The 22522-nt window shown below is 40.0% G+C and carries 27 protein-coding genes and 1 tRNA gene; 16 read left to right on the top strand and 12 right to left on the bottom strand.

The features are described from left to right. Nucleotides 1-173: 173 nt before the first annotated feature. The 4 genes from NYP54_RS06125 to grxB all read right to left on the bottom strand — a co-directional run bounded on the left by NYP54_RS06125 (nt 174) and on the right by grxB (nt 3893). A complete protein-coding gene (locus NYP54_RS06125; RefSeq protein ID WP_283155771.1) occupies nt 174-1583 on the bottom strand; it encodes an IS66 family transposase in 1410 nt (469 codons plus the stop codon). Nucleotides 1584-1785: 202 nt separating this feature from the next. Next, nucleotides 1786-1878: transfer RNA gene (locus NYP54_RS06120), tRNA-Ser, on the bottom strand. 164 nt (nt 1879-2042) lie between these two features. Continuing rightward, a complete protein-coding gene (locus NYP54_RS06115; RefSeq protein ID WP_283155770.1) occupies nt 2043-3221 on the bottom strand; it encodes a mandelate racemase/muconate lactonizing enzyme family protein in 1179 nt (392 codons plus the stop codon). A 6-nt stretch (nt 3222-3227) separates the two neighbouring features. Next, nucleotides 3228-3893, bottom strand: a complete 666-nt coding sequence (gene grxB / locus NYP54_RS06110; RefSeq protein WP_283155769.1) for a glutaredoxin 2 — start codon at nt 3891-3893, stop codon at nt 3228-3230. A gap of 171 nt (nt 3894-4064) precedes the next feature. On the opposite strand from grxB, the gene NYP54_RS06105 reads away from it, so the two are divergent. Then, the gene (locus tag NYP54_RS06105; protein ID WP_283155768.1) at nt 4065-4844 is read left to right on the top strand and encodes a hypothetical protein; all 780 of its coding nucleotides are present in this window, start codon (nt 4065-4067) and stop codon (nt 4842-4844) included. Here the strand turns inward: NYP54_RS06105 and NYP54_RS06100 are convergent. The 5 genes from NYP54_RS06100 to NYP54_RS06080 all read right to left on the bottom strand — a co-directional run bounded on the left by NYP54_RS06100 (nt 4841) and on the right by NYP54_RS06080 (nt 9893). Then, the gene (locus NYP54_RS06100) at nt 4841-5704 is read right to left on the bottom strand and encodes a LysR family transcriptional regulator (protein ID WP_283155767.1); all 864 of its coding nucleotides are present in this window, start codon (nt 5702-5704) and stop codon (nt 4841-4843) included. The two genes, NYP54_RS06105 and NYP54_RS06100, sit on opposite strands and share 4 nt — an antisense overlap. 78 nt (nt 5705-5782) lie before the next feature. After that, nucleotides 5783-6709, bottom strand: coding sequence for a methylenetetrahydrofolate reductase (locus NYP54_RS06095; RefSeq protein WP_283155766.1), 927 nt, complete (start codon nt 6707-6709; stop codon nt 5783-5785). Next, nucleotides 6699-7865, bottom strand: a complete 1167-nt coding sequence (locus NYP54_RS06090) for a PLP-dependent transferase (protein ID WP_283155765.1) — start codon at nt 7863-7865, stop codon at nt 6699-6701. The genes NYP54_RS06095 and NYP54_RS06090 overlap by 11 nt, the downstream gene beginning before the upstream one ends. Before the next feature lies 1 nt (nt 7866). After that, a complete protein-coding gene (locus NYP54_RS06085) occupies nt 7867-8670 on the bottom strand; it encodes a hypothetical protein (protein WP_283155764.1) in 804 nt (267 codons plus the stop codon). A 2-nt stretch (nt 8671-8672) separates the two neighbouring features. Then, nucleotides 8673-9893, bottom strand: a complete 1221-nt coding sequence (locus NYP54_RS06080) for a PLP-dependent aspartate aminotransferase family protein (protein ID WP_283155763.1) — start codon at nt 9891-9893, stop codon at nt 8673-8675. A gap of 393 nt (nt 9894-10286) precedes the next feature. On the opposite strand from NYP54_RS06080, the gene NYP54_RS06075 reads away from it, so the two are divergent. From NYP54_RS06075 to NYP54_RS06065, 3 genes are all read left to right on the top strand, one after another. Next, nucleotides 10287-10577 (top strand): DUF1778 domain-containing protein, encoded by a 291-nt coding sequence (locus tag NYP54_RS06075; protein WP_208123127.1) that lies wholly within the window; start codon nt 10287-10289, stop codon nt 10575-10577. Then, a complete protein-coding gene (locus NYP54_RS06070; protein ID WP_283155762.1) occupies nt 10577-11077 on the top strand; it encodes a GNAT family N-acetyltransferase in 501 nt (166 codons plus the stop codon). The genes NYP54_RS06075 and NYP54_RS06070 overlap by 1 nt, the downstream gene beginning before the upstream one ends. Nucleotides 11078-11206: 129 nt before the next feature. After that, a complete protein-coding gene (locus tag NYP54_RS06065; protein ID WP_151192910.1) occupies nt 11207-11455 on the top strand; it encodes a DUF465 domain-containing protein in 249 nt (82 codons plus the stop codon). A 4-nt stretch (nt 11456-11459) separates the two neighbouring features. Here the strand turns inward: NYP54_RS06065 and zapE are convergent, their stop codons facing one another. The 3 genes from zapE to NYP54_RS06050 all read right to left on the bottom strand — a co-directional run bounded on the left by zapE (nt 11460) and on the right by NYP54_RS06050 (nt 15410). Beyond that, nucleotides 11460-12509, bottom strand: coding sequence for a cell division protein ZapE (gene zapE, locus NYP54_RS06060; protein ID WP_283155761.1), 1050 nt, complete (start codon nt 12507-12509; stop codon nt 11460-11462). 9 nt (nt 12510-12518) lie between these two features. Continuing rightward, nucleotides 12519-14012, bottom strand: a complete 1494-nt coding sequence (locus tag NYP54_RS06055) for a glycosyltransferase family 39 protein (protein WP_283155760.1) — start codon at nt 14010-14012, stop codon at nt 12519-12521. 81 nt (nt 14013-14093) lie between these two features. Beyond that, the gene (locus NYP54_RS06050) at nt 14094-15410 is read right to left on the bottom strand and encodes an MFS transporter (protein ID WP_283155759.1); all 1317 of its coding nucleotides are present in this window, start codon (nt 15408-15410) and stop codon (nt 14094-14096) included. 295 nt (nt 15411-15705) lie between these two features. On the opposite strand from NYP54_RS06050, the gene NYP54_RS06045 reads away from it, so the two are divergent. The 12 genes from NYP54_RS06045 to rplN all read left to right on the top strand — a co-directional run bounded on the left by NYP54_RS06045 (nt 15706) and on the right by rplN (nt 22510). Continuing rightward, on the top strand, nt 15706-16629 hold the full coding sequence (locus NYP54_RS06045) for a hypothetical protein (protein ID WP_283155758.1): 924 nt from the start codon (nt 15706-15708) through the stop codon (nt 16627-16629). Between the two features lie 721 nt (nt 16630-17350). Further along, nucleotides 17351-17995 (top strand): 50S ribosomal protein L3, encoded by a 645-nt coding sequence (gene rplC, locus NYP54_RS06040; protein WP_117001414.1) that lies wholly within the window; start codon nt 17351-17353, stop codon nt 17993-17995. Between the two features lie 26 nt (nt 17996-18021). Beyond that, nucleotides 18022-18633: a 50S ribosomal protein L4 gene (gene rplD, locus NYP54_RS06035; protein ID WP_224728215.1), complete on the top strand. Its 612-nt coding sequence runs from the start codon at nt 18022-18024 to the stop codon at nt 18631-18633. Beyond that, on the top strand, nt 18630-18926 hold the full coding sequence (rplW, locus tag NYP54_RS06030; RefSeq protein WP_283155757.1) for a 50S ribosomal protein L23: 297 nt from the start codon (nt 18630-18632) through the stop codon (nt 18924-18926). The genes rplD and rplW overlap by 4 nt, the downstream gene beginning before the upstream one ends. Before the next feature lie 17 nt (nt 18927-18943). Continuing rightward, nucleotides 18944-19768, top strand: a complete 825-nt coding sequence (gene rplB, locus NYP54_RS06025) for a 50S ribosomal protein L2 (protein WP_349293374.1) — start codon at nt 18944-18946, stop codon at nt 19766-19768. A gap of 16 nt (nt 19769-19784) precedes the next feature. Beyond that, entirely contained in the window at nt 19785-20063 is a 279-nt protein-coding gene (gene rpsS, locus NYP54_RS06020) for a 30S ribosomal protein S19 (RefSeq protein WP_117001410.1), read from the top strand. Nucleotides 20064-20075: 12 nt separating this feature from the next. Further along, entirely contained in the window at nt 20076-20411 is a 336-nt protein-coding gene (gene rplV / locus NYP54_RS06015; protein WP_117001409.1) for a 50S ribosomal protein L22, read from the top strand. A 10-nt stretch (nt 20412-20421) separates the two neighbouring features. Beyond that, the gene (gene rpsC / locus NYP54_RS06010; protein ID WP_117001408.1) at nt 20422-21123 is read left to right on the top strand and encodes a 30S ribosomal protein S3; all 702 of its coding nucleotides are present in this window, start codon (nt 20422-20424) and stop codon (nt 21121-21123) included. After that, on the top strand, nt 21123-21536 hold the full coding sequence (rplP, locus tag NYP54_RS06005; RefSeq protein WP_117001407.1) for a 50S ribosomal protein L16: 414 nt from the start codon (nt 21123-21125) through the stop codon (nt 21534-21536). The genes rpsC and rplP overlap by 1 nt, the downstream gene beginning before the upstream one ends. Then, complete coding sequence (rpmC, locus tag NYP54_RS06000; RefSeq protein ID WP_151192903.1) at nt 21536-21745, top strand: 50S ribosomal protein L29; 210 nt, start codon at nt 21536-21538, stop codon at nt 21743-21745. Before rplP ends, rpmC begins: the two co-directional genes overlap by 1 nt. A gap of 2 nt (nt 21746-21747) precedes the next feature. Beyond that, nucleotides 21748-21999: a 30S ribosomal protein S17 gene (gene rpsQ / locus NYP54_RS05995; protein ID WP_283155755.1), complete on the top strand. Its 252-nt coding sequence runs from the start codon at nt 21748-21750 to the stop codon at nt 21997-21999. Between the two features lie 142 nt (nt 22000-22141). Beyond that, on the top strand, nt 22142-22510 hold the full coding sequence (gene rplN / locus NYP54_RS05990) for a 50S ribosomal protein L14 (protein WP_117001404.1): 369 nt from the start codon (nt 22142-22144) through the stop codon (nt 22508-22510). The last annotated feature ends 12 nt before the right edge of the window (nt 22511-22522 follow it).

Below are 22522 nucleotides of genomic sequence, written 5' to 3'. Positions count from 1 at the left end.
GAAAGCTCCCTGTTTTTTTATTAAGCCCTTATATAATCAAGTTTTAAAGGTCGCCATCCTGGCAAACTGGATTGCCGACTTCCCTGTCGACAATGACGTCATTGCTGCAGGATGCAGGCAATCCATAACCATGGATGGTAATCTTAGCAAATTCGTAACTACCCAGCAGCTTGTTAATTGAACTGTGGAACTTTGCCATTAAAGACATCCGCAATGGTATCAATAATCTTCCAACCCTGTTTGCGTGCAGTTGATAATAATGTGCGAATACGCACAAACTTTTGAGCGCCAGTTTCACTACGAAAGCAGCCTGATACCTTTTGTTTTACCTTCATCATACGCAAGTCATTCTCAGCCTGGTTATTAGTAAAAGGCACTTCTGAATCATAGATAAATCTAAGCACGTCATTCTTGTAATCACGCAATCGTAATAATAAGTTGTGCCCCGTTCGTCGCTTTTTTCTACCTCGTTTACCAGTGCTTCCTAAAGGCATCAAAATTTCATGGTATTTAAGACCATCCGCTACAATCCGATCATAAATTTTGCTGATTAAAACTTGCTTATTAGGCAATAGTACTGATTGATCAGATATATTCACCAAATGACAGCTTTTCCTCAGTAATCTCATCATACGTTTTGCCCAAATTTCGCCATCTTCAGCTAAAGATCTTAACTCACGCAAGTGATGAGCATTGCATAATGCATGACTTATACCTTCAAGGGTAAAATAGGATTTCCAATGATCATGAACCACGATACCTGTTAGACCAGTCAGTAGAGATTTACGCTTAGGACTCACGTGATAATAAGTATAGTTAGCATTTGAGCAAACATGTAACCATTGGGTTTTTGAGCATATGCGATAACCAGTTTCATCTAAATGTTTAACTGGAGCATTTTTAAGCTGATCAAGAACCATTTGCTCGAATTCAATCAATTGATCAGCACATGTTTGACTAAACTCTGCAATACTGGCTTTTGCCACACTAACACCAAATAAATCTTCTAACAACTGCTGAATGCGTTGCTCAGGAATAAAGTGTTGATTTTGCAAATACGTTGTATAGCTTTTTAGCTTATTACCATACTGCACTGGCGCATTAATACCTTCTGGAAAACTTGCCGTCGTATATTTCTGACAGTTCGGACAACACTTTTTCTCATGACAATATTCAATCACCTTAAGCTTTGGCATTTCAGGTAGATCATGTAACTGGCGTCTTACATAGCCTTGTGCTTTTGTGTCACTTAAATCGCTCTGGCAATGATCGCAACTCGTTACAGATTTAGTCACGACTTCATCTGGTTTAGCTTGCCAAAGATTGCTACCATTATGATCTTTTTGACCACCTGATTTCTTCTTGGTAGCCTTGGATTTAAGTTTACCTTTTTCGCTGACACTGTTATTTTTGTTAGGACGTGACAAACCATCGCTTGAAGGCGGTTTTGAGCTGTTACGACTATTCTTGGAAAGCCGCTTCTTAAGTTGCTCAATCTCCTCTTTTAATCGAGCATTTTCACGCTCAAGCGTGTCGATTCTAGCCAATAGCTCTTGAATCATTTTTTCTAGTTTCATATCCATCGATCAAATTACGCCATATTTATTTGCAAATGAAAACATCAAATCTGGAAAAATTGCCAAAAATTACTGTTTATCAAAATCTAACCTGCTGGGTAGTTACGCAAATTCATACTGTTTTAATTTTTTGGGGGAGTTTTCAGTTCTTTAGCAATTAAGTGTTTTGAATGTTCTTTGGTATGGAAAAAGTTGAGTTGTTTGAGTGTGGCGGAGAGAGGGGGATTCGAACCCCCGATGGAGTTTTTGTCCCCATACTCCCTTAGCAGGGGAGCGCCTTCAGCCTCTCGGCCATCTCTCCGCGGTACTGCGACAATGTATCGACTTGACCTTGCTATGTCAAGTGGTTAATGCCGATATTTTGAAATCGAATTAAATCAGATTAAAAAACAGCAAAATCAACCGAAATCAGGATCGTTAAGTATAAAAAATGGTCTGCGGTGGGTGTAGAGGAAATGTAGTGATTTATTTAATAACCATCCTAGGTGATTTCATCACCACCTCATCGTTTAACTCAATCCCAAGCCCTGGAGTTTCTGAGACTTCAAAGAAACCATTAACAGGTTGTGGATCTTGTAGGCAAAGCTCACGATTAAAGTCTTTTAAGGCATAGGTGTGATGTTCATGGATAATGAAGTTGGGAATTGCAGTTTCCAAGTGCAAACTAGCTGCGGTTGCTACAGGACCGCCACACACATGCGCTTGGATTTTGACATCATACATATCAGCATAATCGCAGATTTTTTTTGCTTCAGTTAGACCGCCACATAAACCGATATCAGGCTGCAACACGTCAACAGTTTGCTTCTCAAGATATTCACGTACACCATGGCGTAGATACAAACGCTCACCTGCAGCAATAGGGACATTGAGTTTTTGTTTAAGTGGTTCATGCAGTTTGCTATTTAAATAATTAACAGGTTCTTCAAAGTATAAGCAGTTAAACTCCTCTGCAATTTCCCCAAGCTGCAAGGCGGATGTAAGACCTGGCAAGCTATGGCATTCAAAAATAATATCACCATTTTCACCCAACACATCGCGAATCGCTTGCATGCGGGCACGAATGAGATTTAGGTGATCACGGCGAAATGGCAAGGTGCAGTCATAGATCGTATCCCCCTTGTGATCAAACATCATCGGATCCACTTTAACCGCATCATAACCTTCAGCTACTGCTTTTTCAGTTGCTTTGGCATAGTCTTCGGGTTTGAATAAGGTCTTACGCTCATAACAATCCCAATCAAATTGCAATTGACTGGCGTAAGTGCGCAGTTTTTTATTGGTTTTACCACCCAGAAGTTGATAAACCGGTAAACCAATCGCTTTGCCTTTGATATCCCAAAGTGCGGTGTCAATCGCGCTCATTGCCGAATAGACTACAGGTCCGCCACCTAGACCCCAGAAGCTCTCGCGTAGCATGCGGTTCCAAAGATGCTCAGTAGCAAATGGATCAATGCCTAATAACATCTCCTTGGCAAACTCTTTAATCATATGTGCTGCAGCGGAATGTCCAAGATCATAAGCAAGACCTGCCTCACCGACTCCCGTTAACCCCTCGTCGGTATGAATGCGTACAAATACGGGTGACCATGCTGGGCGCTTGGGGCAATGGATATCAAAAATTTCAATTTGAGTGATTTTCATAAGTTACTATCCTTGTTTAAAGTTGGTATAAAGTTCAATATCGGCTTCATGCGCTAAGTGTTTGACATAGCGCTTAATATTTTCAGGGATATTGATAAGATGACTGATAATACCTAGATTACGCAATATTGGGAAAACCATAATATCATCCCAAGATACGTGGTTGCTGCTAGCATAGGTGTGTGTCATAAGCTTATCAAGTTCATTCAAAATCGCTTGTGTGCTTTCAATGGCAGCATCGGGGAAGCGTAAATTTGCCTTAAAGCAGCCGATATATTTTTCTTTCTTACGCTCAAAATAGTCTTTAGCGCTTTGTGTTGGAAAATCTTGTTGATTAAGTGGATGGTTCAGAAAACTTGGGTAAACCAGTGATTTACTGGCATTACTTAGCATCGTCGTTAGTTCAATGAGTTTGGTGCTTGTCGTGATTTCGTCACTTAATATTGGCTTGTTGTCAAAATTATTGAGATACTGACAGATATCCAAGCTTTCAACCAAAAAGCTATCATCATCTTTTTGCAAAAAAGGGACCTGTTTTTTGCCAATAAGATCAATGTGCGATTTTTCATCATCATTGGCAAGATAAATAAGTTCAAGTGGGATTTGTTTTAGTCCAGAAATAATGCGTGGACGGATACAAAAAGGGCAGTGTTCATAAATATAAAGTTTCATATCAATAGTATATTTAAATAATGGGATATAAGCTATTGTCCACAAAAGCACTGTAAATCACAATTGTGATTAGCAGGTAAGTTTACTTTTTGTATGTTTTTGTATCTGGATCTGATTGATTCTTTGCGGTGAAATGTCTGCCGTGTGCGGTAAACTCAGATAAGGAAAACAATGACAGGTCTGACCAAAGAGATATGCTCCAAATTTTTAATCATGGGCAGCTTTGCTTTAAGTGGTTGTGGCGGCGGTGGTGGATCTGAGGCGGGTGATAGTGGCTTTAATGATTATCAGATTCAAGCATCACATTTGAGTTTATATTCAACCTCCCAAGGGAACGCTGTTGATGTGTCATTGGCAGGGGTAAAAGCCTTAGCGATAGGAGGGGAGCCTGTGAGAGTAAAAGCAATTATAGGGGGTGGAAATTGTCAAGATATTAAACTAAAAACAGATGAAGCTGATCTTATCGTTGGTGGTGGTAAAAACACATTTACTGTCAATCTTGGCAGCTTGCAGTATTGCACACAAGAGCTAGTGATAAAAACAGCAGATGGTGAACATCAAATAACTGAAAAATTGAATTTCATGAATGGAATGATATTTGCTAAAAGTCAGGTCTTTATCAAAACTGATGATGATCAGAGTATTAGTCCAGACACTACAAAATTGATAAAAGGTAATCGTTATAAAATCGTCTACGCTTTGCCTGCGGAATATGAGGAAAAGAAGTTAAACTATCCCATTTTACTAGATGCGGAGTTTAGCAATGAAAAATCGGTTGATGTCGGAAATAGACGTTGTCGCTTAGCAATGGGTTCTCGTTATTGTGAAACCTATTTCACAATAAAACAAGATGCTCAAATAACAGAGCTTGGTGTTACCTATTGGGTTTCAGCATCAGAAAATGCAGATAGTCGAGTATCACTTGTAGATTATATTTTTGGTGTCATCTAACTTTCAAAATACTGCTGAGCTTGCTCTATTAACCAATCATGCACAATTTTTTTATTGGCAGTATGCCTGTGTGGCTGGTTATCAACTAAGTAATAACATTGCGATAATGGCAAAGGCTCTTGCCAAATGCTAAGACGTTTGTTTTGGATTAATGCATAAACAAGGGGCAAGTGCGTAACAAAGCTGCCCAGTCCATTTTCAACGGCTTGAAGCGCATGAATCGTTGTGGCAACTGATATTTTTTTGCTAGGGATTGTTAAATGAGTAGAGTCACAAAAGCTCTGCCAATCTTGTTCACGCAAGGGGTGATTCACGACAATCGCAGGGCTGTTTTTTATCTCATTGGCTTTAATGATTTGCGGATTGTAGACAAGCACCAGTTGATTCTGCCATAGCTTAACTGCTTTACTGGTTGAATCCGCTAATCCCAGTTGAATGCTTAGGTCAGCACTATCGACATCATGTGTTTTTAATTCAGTTGATGTCATCATATTGAGATTGATATCTGGATGTTTTAGATAAAGATCACTTAATCGCGGGATAAGCCACTGTACGGCAAGTGTTGAAAATATACGTAATTGTACCGTATCTTGATTAAGTGGTTTAATCTGACTTGTTGCTTGTTCAATGTGAATTAATGCAGCTTCAATTTCTTTGTAGTAACGCATGCCATCATTTGTTAATTCAACGTGTTTAGTATCACGGTTAAAAAGCGTTGTCCCAAGATACTGTTCCAATTGTTTAATTTGTTGGCTAATCGCACCGGCAGTAAGATTAAGCTCGGCAGCAGCCTGAGCAAAGTGCTTGTGCTTGGCAACAGCAATAAAATAGGGCAAGGACTTTAATGGTGGCAATTGCATAAGAAGTCACGATTGTCATTAATTTGTGATTATGGTACGTCGAAAGCCTATAGCTGTAAAGCTAAGTGATTAAGGTGATTAACGAGATGCTAATTGGGTAATGCTGGCTAGTTCAGGGGCTTGTTTATTTCTTTGGTTTTTCTGTTGAGCTAAAATGCTTTGCAGCTTCGAGCTTTTGGCAATTACGGCATTGGTTGCAGACATTTGATTCAAAGTATAGAAATGCAGTCCATGCACGCCAAGGTCAATTAAGTCATCACATAGTTTAGCGACAACATCACTGGCAAAGTCTTGTAGTGCCACAGGATCATGTGCGTAGGCGGCAAGACGTTTATCAAGCCACTGTGGGATATCAGCATGACAAATTTGTGAGAAGCGCTTCAAGCCTTGATAATTGGCAATGGGCATAATTCCTGCCGTAATCGGAATAGTGATTTGATGATCATGACACATTTGTAAGAAATGATAGAAGGCATCAATACTATAAAAATATTGCGTAATGGCGTGATTAGCACCTGTGTTAATCTTCTGTTTTAGATTATCGATATCCTCTTGTAAAGTCTTGGATCCGGGGTAAAACTCAGGGTAAGCTGCAATCGTAATATCAAATTGCTCACCACTGATTTGGCGAATGTAATCGATTAATTGATAAGCATAATTAAAGCTTACTTTGGTTTGCTTTTGAATATCTTGTGGTAAATCGCCGCGAACAACAACAAGGCGATCAATGCCAAGCTTAATATACTCTTGCAAAAGATTAAAAATTGCCTGCTTATCAAGGTGAAAGCAGGTAATGTGTGGAACGACATCAATATGTTGTTGACGTAAATAGCGAATAAGCATCAACGAATTAGCGTAAGATTCTGAGCCGCCAGCGCCAAAAGTGACGGATACGTATTTAGGTGCATGAGGCTTTATCTCATCAGTGGCTTGGTAAAGCTTGCCACTGTCAAGATGGGCTTTAGATGGGAATAGTTCAAAACTGATATGGCTGTCATTTGGCATGGTGTTCACTCGTCAAAGATGTTGTTATTTCATGGTTTAAGACTTTCTCAAGATCGGCAATTAAATCATCAGGATCTTCGATGCCAATCGATAGGCGGATAAGACTCTCTGGGATATTGCGTTTATTACTATCAATTGCGGCATGTGACATCTGGCAAGGCAGACTAATTAGACTCATTAAACTGCCAAAGCTTACTGAAATGGTAAAAAGCTGTGTCTGATTGACAATATGTTTAGATAGTGCAAATGATTCAGTGGTAAAGCTTAATACCGAGCCAGCACCTGAGGCTTGAGCCTGCATAATATTATAGTTTGGATGTGTTGGTAATCCTGCATAGTAGACTTTAGTTACTTTCGGATGATGCTCTAGAAATTGTGCAATTTTAAGTGCGCTTTGCTGTTGACGTTCAATGCGTAAACCTAATGTTTTAACACCTCTTAATAAAAGCCATGCTTGCATGGGGTCAAGTGCATTACCATTAGCATTTTGTAAGAACTTAAGCTCTTGCGCTAAATGTTCATGATTAGTAACAACAATGCCTGCAGACACATCACTGTGTCCTGCTAGATGCTTAGTCGCTGAGTGAATCACAATATCAGCACCAAGTTCGAGCGGCTTCTGTAGCCACGGTGATAGCAGGGTATTGTCTACGACAAGGATAATATCCTGCACTAGCTTTGATCTTAAGGCGTTAATATCGGTTATTTGCTGGAGTGGATTGGTCGGTGTTTCTAGCAATACCAACTTAGTGTTTACCGTTAACGCTTGTTTTAGTGCTTGCTTATCATTGAAGTCAACTTGCGAGCATTGAATATTAAAACGCGTTAACACCTTGTGAATAATTCGGTGCGTACCTCCATAAATATCCGTGCCAATAATGATATGATCGCCTGCGTTTAATAGTTGCAGCACACAACTAATGGCTGCCATGCCACTGCTAAATGCTAGACCATATTGTGCATTTTCAAGCTTAGCAATGTAAGCTTCAACGTATGCTCGTGTCGGGTTGCCACTTCTTGAGTAATCATAGTTGTTACGAGGATGCTCAGCATCATCTTGGGCGAACGTAGCTGTTTGATAGATCGGTAAGCTATTGGCGTGATAGGGGTCGTTATTGTCAATTTCTGGATGAATAAGGCGCGTCCACTGATCCATATTATGCAACCTCGTAAATATTAACTTGGCGTGACAATTGAGTGGCTTGTCTTGTCTCTAATGTGCCGACGGTTGTGTAATTATTGCCATTGAGTTTACCAATTTGAAATGTCAGACAATGTGCTTTGGCCCAAGTAATCGCTTGCGGTTGAATGACTTGCGTTGCTTTTTCTTTCGCGCAATCATAGGTGAGTGTCTCGTAGCGAATAGCATCTTTAAATTTATTGGGGTCTAAATGATAAACACCATCAACATCTTTTAGTAAAATACAACGCTTGGCTTGCAATTGATGCGCAATAAAAAGGGCTGTTAAATCCGAACCACCTCGCCCTAAAAGGCAAGGTTCATTGTCTTTATTCTCGGCAATGAAGCCTGGTACCACGATGGCTTGTTGTGTATTTAATAATTCATGAAATGATGATTGATTGATATGAAGTGGTGTGGCATTGGCATAATCGCCTTCAGCAACGATTGGATTGGTGATGAAATCGCTTTGTACATTTTGCTGTAGTAGTGTTTGTGTGAGATATGCGACGGATTGCAGCTCACCCGTGGCTAGCAATAAAGCGCGAGCCTTGGCACTGGTTTGATTGTTGCTTAGATTAAATGCATTTTGATTGCCTTCTAAAGCATCGGTAGTGTTACCAATAGCCGAGACAACCGCAATGACTTTGTAACCTTTATCCACAAAGCGTTTTACTTCAAAAGCGGCGTCTTGGAAGTGATCAAGAGATTCCAAAATGGAGCTGCCAAACTTAAGCACAACGACTTCGGCTTGAAAACTACTACAGCGATATTGTGTCATGATTAAGATACCTTTTGTTTGTTTTGCTTATTTTGCTTACTTTGTTGTTCAGTGGCAGCAGCTAATGCTTGATCTAGGTCCTGAATGATATCAAATGGATCTTCTAAGCCAACAGATAATCGAATTAAACCATCATGAATGCCAAGGCGTTTACGCTCGTCTGCGGCAATTGGACCATGCGTCATCGTCGCTGGATGAGTGATTAAGGTTTCAATTGCACCGAGATTCTCAGCTAACGCGCAGAGCTTAACTGAATTAATAAAGTTTATCCCATTTTGAATATCGCCTTTAAGCTCAAAGGCGAGCATGCCACCGTGTGCGCCTAGGTGTTGCTTTTCAGCTAGGGCATGCTGTGGAAAGCTATTTAAACCAGGATAGTAAACGCCTTTAACTGCCTCGTGTGTTGCCAAGAAACGCGCGACTGCTAAGGCATTGTCAGAGTGTTGCTTCAAACGAAGCGGCAATGTCTTAATGCCTTGTAAAATAAGCCACGCCTCAAAGGGCTTTTGAATTGATCCTAAACAATTACGGGTATAGCGAAAGCGCTCATTAATCGCTTCATCTTTCGCAATTAAGGCGCCACCAACAGTCGCGTTGTGCCCATCAATGTATTTGGTGGTCGAGTAGATACTAATATCCGCACCTAGGTCAAGTGGCTTTTGCAGTGCCGCTGTCAGAAAAGTATTATCCACTGCCAGTAGAATATCATGTGCCTTAGCAATATCAGCGATCGCCTTGATGTCAGTTAATTTAAGCGTTGGATTAGCGGGGGTTTCAATTAAGATTAGTTGTGTATTGTCAGTAATCGCATGTTTAATATTTTGTGAGTTGCTACTATCAACATAGCTTACATTAACGCCAAATTTTTGAAGCACTTCATTGAATAAGCGCACGGTGCCACCGTAGACAACATCAGAACAGACGACATGGTCGCCCGCTTTGAGTAAAGTGCAAGCAAGTGCGCTAATAGCCGCCATGCCTGTGGCGAAACATGCGCTACTTGGTGCTTTTTCAAGCTTGGCAAGCTTCTCTTCTAATACGCTCACCGTAGGGTTGGATGAGCGACTATAAGTGTGACCTTTGTGATTGCCTACACTTTCTTGTTGGTATGTAGTTGTTTGGAAGATAGGTGTTAGTAATGCGCCATTATTTGGATCTGCTTGGATGCCTGAGTGGATACATTGCGTGGTGAAGTGTTGCTCATTTGTAAATTGATTTGCCATGTTGAACCTCTTTAAGCTATTTTTCGCGCTTGGGGTCGCTGGCAAGGAGCCAGTGCCTTTGGAATCCTAGGCACTGGAATTGGCGTTTAAATCGCTTGTTCGCGCTTAAGCAAACGACTTAAACCCAACCTCGACAACAGCGCCTAGGTTGGGCATCATCATTCGTTTGTAACAAGCGTATTTAAGCATAATGTCTTCACGGAAAAATTAGTAACTTGAACTTAAACTACCAGAGTTTTTTAAAGACTGTCAATTATGATTTGCATTTTTTTGTGATTTTTTATTTGTATGGGGTAATCTGATTTCTGATTTCTGATTTCTGATTTCTGATTTTTGATTTTGGTGCCTTTTTGACGTACACTTAGGTTGTGTTGGAAATTTATGGAGCCTAAAATGCGAAGTGAAACCATGAATCTTAAGCAAGAGCGTATTAATTTAAGATTAAATAATATGGCAAAAACAGTCCTTGAGCGTGCTGCAAGCTTTGAGGGTAAAAGTGTAAGCAACTTTATTTTAAGTTGCGCATTAAAGCAGGCTGAAAAAACAATCCATGCGCATGAGACGATGCAGCTAGGGCAGAATGACGCAGCAGCTTTTTTGACTGCCTTATCTCAGCCAGTGCAGTTTAATGATAAGCTGTTAAAAGCGTTTGATGAGCATAATGCGCGTGTTAGTAGTAAGTAATGAGCTATTCAAATATCATTATTTCAGCTCTTGATAGTGAAATTCACAATCGTACACATTTTTGTTGTGGTGTTGATGCTTTGGATCATTATATCCAAAAACAAGCAACACAAGATATTCGGCGTAGTGTTGGGCGTACATTTGTTGCAACATCGGAAAAGGATATAACGGTTATTCTTGGCTATTACACCCTTTCAACGCTATCAGTAGATGTAGGCTCTTTGCCTGATACAGTAGCGCGCAAATTGCCGCGTCATCCAATACCCTGCGCTTTAATTGGGCGTTTGGCAGTCAGTAAAGATGCGCAAGGTTTAGGTGTTGGTAGAATGCTCTTAGTCGATGCAATTAAGCGCACACTTGCCGTGAGTGAAGAAATTGCTATTTATGCCATGGTTGTTGATGCAATTAGTGAAAAAGCAGCCTCTTTTTACCAGCAGTTTGGTTTCAGGGTGTTTCACTCGGAAGCTCGTCGTTTATTTTTGCCGCTAAAAAATATATAAAAGATGACATAGATCATTGTTTTCGTATCTATCGATGTTTTTTGCTGTAAGCTTGCATGACGCCTAGTTTTATGATTGTTAGACTCAAGCTGGAATTTGTAATATTAATCATAAATGTAGGAGTCAATAATGTTAGAACATCACCCGCTAGTTAAAGAGTTTCCAGAGCATGCTGAAACAATCCATAATTTAAAAGAAACGGATAATCACTTTCATAAACTATTTAATGAATATGAAGCGCTTGATAAGGAAATATTTAGGATTGAAGCCAATCAAGAAGCAGTAACAGATCACGATTTGACAAATCTTAAAAAACAGCGCCGTCGTGTCAAAGATATGCTTTACAACCAAGTGCTACAAACAAAAGAAGTGGTTTAGTCTCTTATTGTTGCATCTCATGTAGTCGACTTTTAGTGCGTTCAAACTCAAATTTCAGCTTTTCACCTTGATAGATATCATTAAAGTCAGTCTCCGCTGCGATAATAACGTGTTTATCTTCATCATAAAACTCATCGATCATGGCGATAAACCGTCTGCTTTCGCTTTCATATTTTATCGTTAATATGGGCATATCACTGATATAGATGGTATCAAAGCGCTTAGCAAGAGCGATATAGTCACTGACACCGCGACCATCACCGCAAATACTAAAGAAATCAAACCAAATAGCATTTTCATCAACGGCTTTGATTTTAACAAGGCGATCTTCAAGGATGATTTCAGTGTCATACATTACATGAGTTGATGCGTTTTGTTTAAAACGATTGGCAAGATCAAGTGTGGCTTTTGGTAAGGGGTAAAAGTAGTTTTGATTATGCGCTTGTGTTAATTGTCTGTAATCAGTGCCGGAGTCAAGGTTAAGAACGGTGACGTGCTTGATAAGGCAGTCAATTGCCGGCAAGAAAAGCTCACGTTGTAAGCCACTTTGGTAAAGGCGCTCAGGTGGGATGTTTGAAGTGGCGATAAGGGTAATGCCAAGTTCAAATAATTGTGTGAAAAGACCACCTAAAATCATCGCATCTGCAATGTCTTCGACAAAAAATTCATCAAAACAAATTACGCTATATTGATCTGCAATATTATGAGCGACTTTTTGTAAAGGATTTTTTTGACCTTGAAAACTACGCAATGATTGATGTACCTGCTGCATGAAGTGATTAAAGTGCAGGCGCGTTTTATTGTTAATAGTTAGCGCATCATAGAACAAATCCATAATAAAAGTTTTACCGCGACCAACGCCACCCCACATGTATAAGCCTTTGATTGGGTCAGGCTTCTTTTTAAATAAGCGCCAAGCCTTAGATTTTAGTGAGTCTTGCTCCTGAACTTGAATAATGATTTGCTGTAAATAGTCAATCGCTTGTAATTGCAATGGGTCTTCATCGTAGTGATGTGTGCTGAGATAATTTAGATAACTGTCGCGTAAAGTCATATGGTCACACTATGGCTTTGGTGGTAAAAAAGCGATTTGAAAGCGCATCGGTTGTTGATTGGGCTTGGCACGTTTCCAAGGGATTTCCTGATAAGGCATAATCACTAAATCAGGGTATTGTGCTAATACGTCTTTTGGGAATGTCGAGCTGCCTTCCATTTGCGGCACCAAAATAAACACCGCGCCTTTCAAGCGTAAGTCATGCATATTAAGTGCAGGATTAAGTTTAGGGTCAAAAGCAATAAGCGCCATTGGATGATCTTTTGAGTAGCGGGTGATATAGCTAATCGGTTTATTAAATCCCGCGATATATTCAAGCTTAGTATTATAACGTTGATGCCACTCATTGGTAACGATTTGCGCGATTTCGCGTGCGGGATAGTTGGCACTACTGGATTTACTGCGAGATAATGAAACGCTATAACCCACTAAGAGTAAAACAGTAATAAAGCCAGCCATAGCGATAAGGCGTTTGAGTTTGTTCGTGGTTAAAATCGGTTTTGCTAGCGCAATGAGGATAAGGCTCCATAAGCTTAATAATGGGATGCCCCACATCGTATGGATATTCCAGCCACCAATGATTGAAATAAGCACGGTAATAAGTGTCGGACCAAAACCAACTACAAACAAGAATTTGGCATTAAAGGCGCCAATATTTGTCTTGTTGTTAAGTGTTGGTTTATTTTTAGTTTTGCCGATGTATCCAAATAAAAATAAGGCGACAGCGCCCATGAACGTTCCAATTTGCGCGAAAAAGAAATGCAGGGCATAGCCAAAATGCTTTTGCAATATACTTTCATGAATATGGCTATCGACTTTATCCATTGAGTAATGGATGGTGATAAACCCATAATTAACAAGCCAGACGATGTGAGGGATGCAAATAATCACTAAGATGATCAGGCTTAGATAAAGCTTCCAGTTGATTAAGTGGCGATGGAGTGACTTTTCAAAAACGATAAAAAGTAGCATAGCAACTAAGGGCACAGCAGTGTAGTACTTCGCCATCATCGCAAGACCGGCGATGATGCCAAGTAACAGCCAGTGCTTTAGGCGGTTTGTGGTGATGCTGCGATAAAAATACAAAGCCATTAACGGCCAAAGTCCGAGTTCACAGGCATTGTCGTTAAAGTCAATAATCGCTAAGTTATAGTATTGAATCGCAATAAGAATAACAGCAGCAAAGAGTGCTAAATAATCATTTTTAAAGATTAATCGTCCCAAGCGCCACACTGACCAAAATGCAATAAGCGCCATCAGTTGTGAGAATAAATAAATACTCCAATCATGGTTGCCGCTGATAAAGAGCGCGATCTTAGTCAATAGCGCATTTAACCAAGGATCGCGTGGATAGCCCCATTGCAGCGTATGCGCCCACATAGCCCCTTCGGTGGCATCCATTGGTGTGACAAAGCGCATAATTGATGGCGCGAGCGTCCATAAAAATGCGTAAGTGAGGAAAAAGATCCAAAATAAATGGCTTGCTTTGATTGTTTGTTTCATTGCGTCTTGCATTTAGTGTCTATCATGGCAATGCGCACCATCATAGCAGAAATAACGTATCAGAAAATATTTTTATTAATGTTAGACATTATCACTTTGTTCTTCGTTGTTATCTTTGACAAAGCATAATAAGACAAAAGACAGAATCATGCTGAGTGTCAAAATGGAGAATGCCATATGGTAAGAAGAAACATCGAAGTGTTTGACAGCATTAGCGGGTGCTAAGCCTTGTGCATAATGAACAATTTGCCCAGTGCTATTGATGTAATTACCTTGCCATGTAAGCTCAAGGAAATAACCAATAAGAGGATCGAAAATTGCACCAAAGATGGGTTCGCCCGTGTTGATTAAAGCAGCAACAGTAGCAGTTACAACGATAGGGTTAATGCGTCGACCGATGGCAAAGCTCAGCATATAAATGCCGAGTGAGAAACCAAAGATAAATAAGCAGATAGAGGCGGTTAGTGGTGTGGTTTTCATCGTTAGAACAATCGCAAGGCTAATCGTGGCAATAACATGAAAGCCTAGCATTAAACGTTTGGTATTATAGTATTCTGATAGTTTGCCAATAATCGGTGAGCCAATCGCCATACCAAGGAAAATCATCGAGATCATGCCTGCAGCATGCTCAGTTGACACACCATACTGCTCACGAAAATAATTGTTACCCCACAGACCAGCAAAGGCATCAATTGCTGTGAAGCTTAAGCCTGAATAAAAGGTTAATAGCCAGTTATTGCGATTAAAAAGTACCGTTTTGATCGATGTCCACTCAAGACTACTGTCTTTGGTGGAGATTTCTTTTTGCTTGGGGTTGTGATCGCGAACGATGAGAAAATACAAAAGTGCGCCAATAAGCCCTACAAAAGCACAGATTGCCAGTGCCTTTTGCCAAGAGCCCGTATGTGAGATCAAGTAAGATAATGGTGCTTGTCCAATAATTGCACCTAGCATCGCCGCAGTGGCCAAAAAACTTGAGACAAAGGCAAAGCGTCGCGGGGAGAACCATACCGAGACCGCTTTGATATAGCTAACCGTAGCAAAGGAAATACCAACGCCAATCATAATGCGCCCAAGATAGCCGAGCCATAAATCACCGTGATTAGCGCCATAAATAAATACAAGCAGTCCTAATGCTGAGCTAACTAACGACAGTGAACTAATAATGCGAAAACCAAACTTATCCAAAATCAACCCTGAGAATAATTGAGTGATAACAATGGTCCAAAAGGTAATAGCAACTAAGGATCCTGCTTGGGCAGGAGAGATGCTAAAAGACGACATAATGTCATTGGCAATAAGACCAGGAAAGACCTGCATAATGTATTTATAAAATAGTAAAAAGGCGCTTAGCACCACAACGAAAATAACATAACCTTTGATTTTATGAATTGTCATATATGATAGGGGAGTTGACTAGGGGTGAAAACATATTAACGATTTGACTGAAAATTAAAAGTAAAGTGTTTGGATTTGTCAGGTTTTTTATATGCATTGCTTAAAGTGAGAGTTATAGTATGTAACTAACTAAAAAATGAGTTGAGCTATTTTTCACCTCGCCCCTTGAGGGAGCGGTCGCTTAGCGCAAGCTGCGCGGATGAGGGGGAATTTAAGTTTAACTTGATTTTTTCATTATTACTACGGAATTTAAATTGAGCAAATACAATAAAGGCAAAAAATAAGGACAACGGCAATGAGTCAACTTTTACCACATGAAGCAGAATACTTTTTTAAACTTCACCGATCTTTAATGGATTTCACCAACAAGAAATATGCGATTAATTCTAGATTAAAATCCGTCGAGGACTTTCAGGATTTAAGTCGTGATGAGTTACAGGGCGCTATTCCTGCTATACGAGATAAGATGTATGTGGTAGCCAATATAAAAGACTTCTGTGATAAAAACCCATATAACTTCAAGGTAGAAGACCTAGATGTTATTCGTCAGTGGCAAGGTAAGTTAGCGATTGATGGCTTTCTAATGAAGCACTTACGTGAGCACTCGGTTGTTATGGCAACACCAGCTGCAAATAAAGGTACCGGTAGGGGTACTAGACTTTATGGCATTAAAGGAATTAGTCATAGCTTGGAAGATTTTTTCCCCAAGAACGGCTTGCCGTATCAGGTAAACTTTATACTTTTGCCTTTTTTAGAGCATGTTATTTATGATGGATTTCTCAGTACTTATAGTATACATTTTGGCTCCAATATGCGCCGTAGCTTTACCAATGAATATAATCAGATCAAAGCCATAGATGGTATTTACTCTAAATACTCAATAGGTGATGATTTGGCTAATCCACCAAAAACGGCAGCGATTAAAGATGTTATTGCACATTATATCAAGGAAGCATTGGATCAGGGCGAGTTTCCGCATAAGGCGTTAGTTTATGCTGAAAAGCATAATGAAAGGGCAGTGTTTGAAAAAGAATACACGGCTAAACATATAAAGAATGATAAGAAGAATCTTAAAGCCAATCAGGCTTTGCCTAAAATGCACTATGCTGCATATCGTGAAACAATTATTGCAGTACAACCAACAAAGAAAGATTTATTAGCGTTCTGCCAACAACATTATCCAAAGATTGTTGATTACATTACTGTTTTTTCAGTATGAAGATATTCTCAAAGAAATTACAGGATACGAGTCCGGCTTTAATAGATATTTAGCGATTTATAGTAAAGCTTAAGGTGATAAATTTAACTAAGAGATTTTATAATCCAAGTTGAGATGCCAAATTGAGCAAAGGAACTGTATAGTCCAAGTTGGCGCCCTAAATTGGACTAAGGGTTTTTATAGTCAGAGTTAACGCTTCAAACTTGACTAAGGAGTTTTATAATTCGAGTTAATGCGCTAAACCGAACTAAGAAATTTTATAGTTCGAGTTAATGCACTAAACCGAACTAAGGATTATGTTGAAGCAGTCATATAGTCTAATTTCAATAACTTTTAATTTGATTCAATTCGCCAGCAAACTAATTGCAATCACGCTGTTGAAGTTTAAACCAGTATGCGTTAGAATGCGCTACCATTTTCCTGTGCTCAGGCGGCTTTGTTGTGCGCTCGTGTGTTGGTGAATGCTTGTTTTAGGCGGATTTTAGCGTCTTTTTTGCGAGTTGTTTTAAGTTTTCTTTAAAGTGCTTTTGGAGAAAAATTAAAGTAATTTGCCCTTGGGTGGATGAAAATTTTGCGACTTAGGTCGTGAAAAATTGCCAAAGCAGTATCGCCTTAATAGATAAAGGTGGCGTTTTGGTTAAAGCTGCAATAGCAGTGACATTAAGTGTTTCGTGGTCAATTGTAATCGCGGAAGTAAATAATAATAAAATGAGGATAAAAGATGTCTTTAGGTATCGTAGGTCGCAAATGCGGCATGACTCGTGTCTTTACTGAAGATGGAACATCTATCCCTGTAACGGTTATTCACGTGGAGCCAAACACGGTAACACAAGTGAAAACAGCTGAAACAGATGGATATAGCTCTATTCAAGTAACAACAGGTCTCAAAAAGCGCTCTCGTATGAACAAAGCGGAAGCTGGTCATTTTGCTAAGGCAAATGTTGAGCCAGGTCGTGGTTTATGGGAGTTTCGTCTAAGTGCAGAACAAGTTGCGGAATATGAAGCTGGTAAAACAGTTGATATTTCTATGTTCGAAGCTGGTCAAAAAGTGGATGTAACAGGTACCTCTAAAGGTAAAGGTTTCCAAGGTGGTGTTAAGCGTCATAATTTCAGAACGCAAGACATGTCTCATGGTAACTCTGTTTCACATCGTGTGCATGGTTCAACTGGTCAAAACCAAACCCCAGGTCGTGTTTTCAAGAATAAGAAAATGGCAGGTCATATGGGTAATGTTCAAACCACTATGCAAACTCTTGAAGTTGTTAAAGTAGATGTTGAAAACGGTCTGTTGTTATTAAAAGGCGGCATTCCTGGCGCAACAGGCGGTGATGTTATCGTAACACCTGCTATCAAAGTTAAAGCTTAAGAGGGAGAGTGCACGTGGATTTAAATATTAAAACATTGGCTGGTGAAAACACTGGCGTACTGAATGTGGCAGATAGCGTATTCTCTAAAGACTATAACGAAGCATTAGTTCATCAAGTCGTTGTGGCTTACATGGCTGGTGCGCGTCAAGGTACAAAAGCACAAAAAACACGTTCTGAAGTATCAGGCGGTGGTGCTAAGCCTTGGAGACAAAAAGGAACAGGGCGTGCGCGTGCTGGTACTATTCGTTCTCCAATCTGGCGCAAAGGTGGTGTGACATTTGCTGCTAAGCCTAGAAGCTATGAGCAAAAAGTTAACCGCAAAATGTACCGTGCGGCAATTCAGTCTATTTTATCTGAGTTGTTAAGAAGCGATCGTCTGTTAGCGGTTGAAGGCTTTAAGCTTGAAACACCAAAAACAAAAGAATTCGTTCAGTTATTAAAGCAGTTAGATGTCAAAGAAGCTTTGATTGTTGTAAGCCCTGAAGAGTTTACTGAAGAGCTATACCTTGCTTCAAGAAACATTAAGAATGTAGCTGTTGTTGATTCGCATGAAATCAATCCTGTTGCGTTAATGTGCTTTGACAAAGTAATTATGACTCAAGAAGCAGTTAAGCAAGTTGAGGAGCGTTTAGTATGAATCAAGAAAGATTGCTTAAAGTGTTGCTAAGCCCGCATGTGACAAACAAAGCATATGAGGTCGCTGAACGTGCTTCTTATGTTGTTTTCAAAGTCGCGACGGATGCAACTAAAAAAGAAATTAAAAAAGCAGTTGAAATGCTTTTTGAAGTACAAGTTGAAGATGTGAAAACTGTCAACGTTAAAGGTAAAGCGCGCCGTTTTGGTCGTATTGAAGGTAGAACTAAAGACTGGAAGAAAGCTTATATTAGACTTGCTGAAGGTCATGACATCAATTTTATTGGTGCTGAATAAGTTAGCGGTGAGGATAGATAATGAAAATAGTTAAAGCAAAACCAACCTCTCCTGGTCGTCGCTTTGTTGTTCAGATCCAAAACCCTGAGCTTCACAAAGGTAGACCTTTTGCTGGATTAGTTGAGAGTAAATCTAAAAACGCAGGTCGTAACAACCAAGGTCGTATTACTGTTCGTCATCAAGGTGGCGGTCATAAGCAAAACTACCGTGTTATTGACTTTAAGCGTGTTAAAGATGGTATTCCAGCTAAAGTTGAACGTATCGAGTATGATCCAAATCGTACAGCAAATATTGCATTATTGTTGTACAAAGATGGTGAAAGAAGATACATGATTGCACCAAAAGGCTTAACGGCTGGTATGGAAGTTGTTTCTGGTGAGCACGTCTCAATCAAGTCAGGTAACTGTATGCCAATCCGTAACATTCCGCTTGGTACGGTTGTTCATAACGTTGAATTAAAGCCTGGCAAGGGTGCGCAAATGGCGCGTTCTGCTGGAACTTCAGTTCAAATCGTTGGTAAAGATAATGCTTATGCGATCGTGCGCTTGCGTTCAGGTGAAATGCGCAAAGTATTATTAGGTTGTCGCGCAGTAATTGGAACTGTTTCTAATTCTGAGCACAACCTAAGATCAATCGGTAAAGCAGGTGCTAATCGTTGGCGTGGTATTCGTCCTACTGTACGTGGTGTTGCGATGAACCCGGTTGATCACCCGCATGGTGGTGGTGAAGGTCGTACTTCTGGTGGCCGTCATCCTGTAACGCCTTGGGGTGTGAAGACTAAAGGTAAGAAGACACGTACAAATAAGCGTTCTAACAAGCTAATTGTACAAAGACGTAAATAATTAAAGGGAGAATACTGTGGCTCGTTCATTAAAGAAAGGACCTTTTGTAGATCATCACCTATTAAAGAAAGTGTTTGATGCGCAAGAGTCTAATTCAAAAAAGCCAATCAAAACTTGGTCTAGAAGATCAATGATTGTGCCAGATATGATTGGTTTAACAATCGCTGTGCATAATGGTCATCAACATGTTCCGGTTCTTGTAACTGAAAACATGATTGGGCACAAGTTAGGCGAGTTTGCTGTGACACGTAATTACCGTGGTCATGCAGCAGATAAAAAAGCTAAGAAAAAATAATTGAGGTTTTCAATGGAAGTTCAAGCTAAATTAAAACATGCGCGAATTTCAGCTCAAAAAGCACGTTTGGTCGCTGACCAAATTCGTGGTTTGCCAGTTGAAAGAGCGTTAAACCTTCTTTCTTTTAGCAATAAAAAAGCTGCTGAATTGATCAAAGGTGTCTTAACGTCGGCTATCGCTAACGCTGAGCATAACGATGGTATGGATATTGACGAGCTGTATGTTTCTACAGTGCACGTTGATGAAGGTTCAACCATGAAACGTTTTGAAGCTCGCGCTAAAGGTCGTGGTAATCGTATTTTAAAACGCACTTCTCACGTTACTGTGAAAGTGGCAGAAAAAAATTAAGGGGCACTAAATGGGTCAGAAGGTTCATCCTACCGGTATACGCCTAGGTTTTATTAAAGACTGGCGTTCAGTATGGTATGCAGATGCAAAAGATTATGCAGATAAGTTAAACTCCGATATCGAAGTGCGTAACTATCTTCATAAAAAACTAGCCAATGCTTCAGTCAGTAAGATCAAGATCGAGCGTCCAGCGCAAAATGCTAAAGTGACTATTTTCACTGCGCGTCCTGGTATCGTGATTGGTAAGAAAGGTGAAGACGTTGAAGTGTTACGCAATGAATTAACCAAAAAAATGGGCGTGCCTGTCCAGGTTAATATCGAAGAAATCCGCAAGCCTGAGCTAGATGCTCAATTGGTTGCTGATGGTATTGCGCAACAATTAGAAAAGCGTGTTATGTTCCGCCGTGCGATGAAGCGTGCGATTCAAACTGCTATGAAAATGGGTGCTGAAGGTATTAAAGTATCGATCGCTGGTCGTTTAGGTGGTGCGGAAATCGCACGTACTGAATGGGCAAAAGAAGGTCGTATTCCACTTCATACATTCCGTGCTGATATTGATTATGCAACATCTGAAGCTTTAACAACTTACGGTATCCTAGGTGTTAAAGTATGGATATTCAAAGGTGAAGTTCTTCCAGGTCAAGAGCGTAAAGTTGACGCAGCGACTGAAGATAAAGCGCCAAAGAAAGCAAAAAGAAGAGGGGCTAAATAATGTTACAGCCTAAGCGTACTAAATTCCGTAAACAGCAAAAATTACGTAACCGTGGTCTTGCTTTGCGTGGTAATAAAGTGAGTTTTGGTGAGTTTGGTTTGCAAGCGACTGCTCGTGGTCGTTTGACAGCGCGCCAAATCGAAGCAGGCCGTCGTGCGATTAACCGTCACATTCGTCGTGGTGGTAAAGTATGGATTCGCGTATTCCCAGACAAGCCAATTACTGAGAAGCCATTAGAAGTTCGTATGGGTAAAGGTAAAGGTAACGTTGAGTACTGGGTAGCGCAAATCAAGCCAGGCAAGATGCTTTATGAAATCCAAGGTGTGACGGAAGAAATGGCTAGAGCCGCTTTTGCGCGTGCCGCAGCTAAGCTTCCTTTTGCAACTACATTCGCAGAAAAAACGGTGATGTAATGAAAGCTATTGAAAAAATAAAAGAACTAAAAGCAAAATCAGCTGAAGAGTTGAAGGCGCATAAGATTGATTTGTTGAAAGAGCAGTTTAACTTGCGTATGCAAAAAGGAACTGGGCAATTAACACAGAATCATATGTTTAAAAACATTCGTCGTGATATTGCTCGCATTAATACGATTTTGTCTGAAAAACAAAAAGTGGGTAACTAAAGATGAGTGATAAAATAAGAACGTTACTTGGTAAAGTAACCAGCGATAAGATGGATAAAACGATCACGGTCGTTGTAGATCGTAAGGTTAAGCATCCGTTATATGGTAAGTTCGTAACTAAATCGACTAAGTACCATGCGCATGATGAATCAAACGAGTGCAACGAAGGTGATACGGTTGAGATCACTGAAACAAGACCTTACTCAAAAACTAAAAAGTGGCGTTTGGTTTCAATCGTAGAGCGTGCAAAATAATAAAAATGTAATCATAGAACAGCTTGCGTGGAGGAGGTTATTCTCTATGCAAATTGTCAAATTGCAATTTTAATTTTTGTTGTTATAATAGTGCGTCTTTTGACGCCACTATTTAGAAATTGACGTAAGTGAGGTATATAAAATGATTCAGATGCAAACTGAACTTCAAGTTGCTGATAATAGTGGCGCTCGTAGGGTAGAATGTATCAAAGTGTTGGGTGGTTCTCATCGTAGATATGCAAGTGTTGGTGATGTGATCAAAGTTTCTGTTAAAGAAGCGAACCCACGCGGTAAGGTAAAAAAAGGAAGCGTATATAGTGCAGTTGTGGTTAGAACAGCGAAAGGTGTTCGTCGTCGCGATGGTTCTGTTTTACGCTTTGATGGTAATGCTGTTGTTCTTTTGAATAACAACAACCAACCTATTGGTACGCGTATATTCGGTCCTGTGACACGTGAGCTACGTAGTGAACAATTTATGAAGATTGTTTCACTTGCCCCTGAAGTGTTATAAGTTGGAGTATAA

This window comes from Cysteiniphilum sp. QT6929, from assembly GCF_030035755.1.
Classification (GTDB): domain Bacteria; phylum Pseudomonadota; class Gammaproteobacteria; order Francisellales; family Francisellaceae; genus Caedibacter; species Caedibacter litoralis.
Note: the sequence above shows the minus strand (reverse complement) of the source record. Positions and strands in the feature narration are given on the sequence as shown.

Bases quoted from the DNA above. Each gene is read 5' to 3' on its own strand.
- NYP54_RS06125 (WP_283155771.1), bottom strand. From the start codon at position 1,583: ATGGATATGAAACTAGAAAAAATGATTCAAGAGCTATTGGCTAGAATC.
- NYP54_RS06115 (WP_283155770.1), bottom strand. From the start codon at position 3,221: ATGAAAATCACTCAAATTGAAATTTTTGATATCCATTGCCCCAAGCGC.
- grxB (WP_283155769.1), bottom strand. From the start codon at position 3,893: ATGAAACTTTATATTTATGAACACTGCCCTTTTTGTATCCGTCCACGC.
- NYP54_RS06105 (WP_283155768.1), top strand. From the start codon at position 4,065: ATGACAGGTCTGACCAAAGAGATATGCTCCAAATTTTTAATCATGGGC.
- NYP54_RS06100 (WP_283155767.1), bottom strand. From the start codon at position 5,704: ATGCAATTGCCACCATTAAAGTCCTTGCCCTATTTTATTGCTGTTGCC.
- NYP54_RS06095 (WP_283155766.1), bottom strand. From the start codon at position 6,709: ATGCCAAATGACAGCCATATCAGTTTTGAACTATTCCCATCTAAAGCC.
- NYP54_RS06090 (WP_283155765.1), bottom strand. From the start codon at position 7,865: ATGGATCAGTGGACGCGCCTTATTCATCCAGAAATTGACAATAACGAC.
- NYP54_RS06085 (WP_283155764.1), bottom strand. From the start codon at position 8,670: ATGACACAATATCGCTGTAGTAGTTTTCAAGCCGAAGTCGTTGTGCTT.
- NYP54_RS06080 (WP_283155763.1), bottom strand. From the start codon at position 9,893: ATGGCAAATCAATTTACAAATGAGCAACACTTCACCACGCAATGTATC.
- NYP54_RS06075 (WP_208123127.1), top strand. From the start codon at position 10,287: ATGCGAAGTGAAACCATGAATCTTAAGCAAGAGCGTATTAATTTAAGA.
- NYP54_RS06070 (WP_283155762.1), top strand. From the start codon at position 10,577: ATGAGCTATTCAAATATCATTATTTCAGCTCTTGATAGTGAAATTCAC.
- NYP54_RS06065 (WP_151192910.1), top strand. From the start codon at position 11,207: ATGTTAGAACATCACCCGCTAGTTAAAGAGTTTCCAGAGCATGCTGAA.
- zapE (WP_283155761.1), bottom strand. From the start codon at position 12,509: ATGACTTTACGCGACAGTTATCTAAATTATCTCAGCACACATCACTAC.
- NYP54_RS06055 (WP_283155760.1), bottom strand. From the start codon at position 14,012: ATGAAACAAACAATCAAAGCAAGCCATTTATTTTGGATCTTTTTCCTC.
- NYP54_RS06050 (WP_283155759.1), bottom strand. From the start codon at position 15,410: ATGACAATTCATAAAATCAAAGGTTATGTTATTTTCGTTGTGGTGCTA.
- NYP54_RS06045 (WP_283155758.1), top strand. From the start codon at position 15,706: ATGAGTCAACTTTTACCACATGAAGCAGAATACTTTTTTAAACTTCAC.
- rplC (WP_117001414.1), top strand. From the start codon at position 17,351: ATGTCTTTAGGTATCGTAGGTCGCAAATGCGGCATGACTCGTGTCTTT.
- rplW (WP_283155757.1), top strand. From the start codon at position 18,630: ATGAATCAAGAAAGATTGCTTAAAGTGTTGCTAAGCCCGCATGTGACA.
- rplV (WP_117001409.1), top strand. From the start codon at position 20,076: ATGGAAGTTCAAGCTAAATTAAAACATGCGCGAATTTCAGCTCAAAAA.
- rpsC (WP_117001408.1), top strand. From the start codon at position 20,422: ATGGGTCAGAAGGTTCATCCTACCGGTATACGCCTAGGTTTTATTAAA.
- rplP (WP_117001407.1), top strand. From the start codon at position 21,123: ATGTTACAGCCTAAGCGTACTAAATTCCGTAAACAGCAAAAATTACGT.
- rpmC (WP_151192903.1), top strand. From the start codon at position 21,536: ATGAAAGCTATTGAAAAAATAAAAGAACTAAAAGCAAAATCAGCTGAA.
- rpsQ (WP_283155755.1), top strand. From the start codon at position 21,748: ATGAGTGATAAAATAAGAACGTTACTTGGTAAAGTAACCAGCGATAAG.
- rplN (WP_117001404.1), top strand. From the start codon at position 22,142: ATGATTCAGATGCAAACTGAACTTCAAGTTGCTGATAATAGTGGCGCT.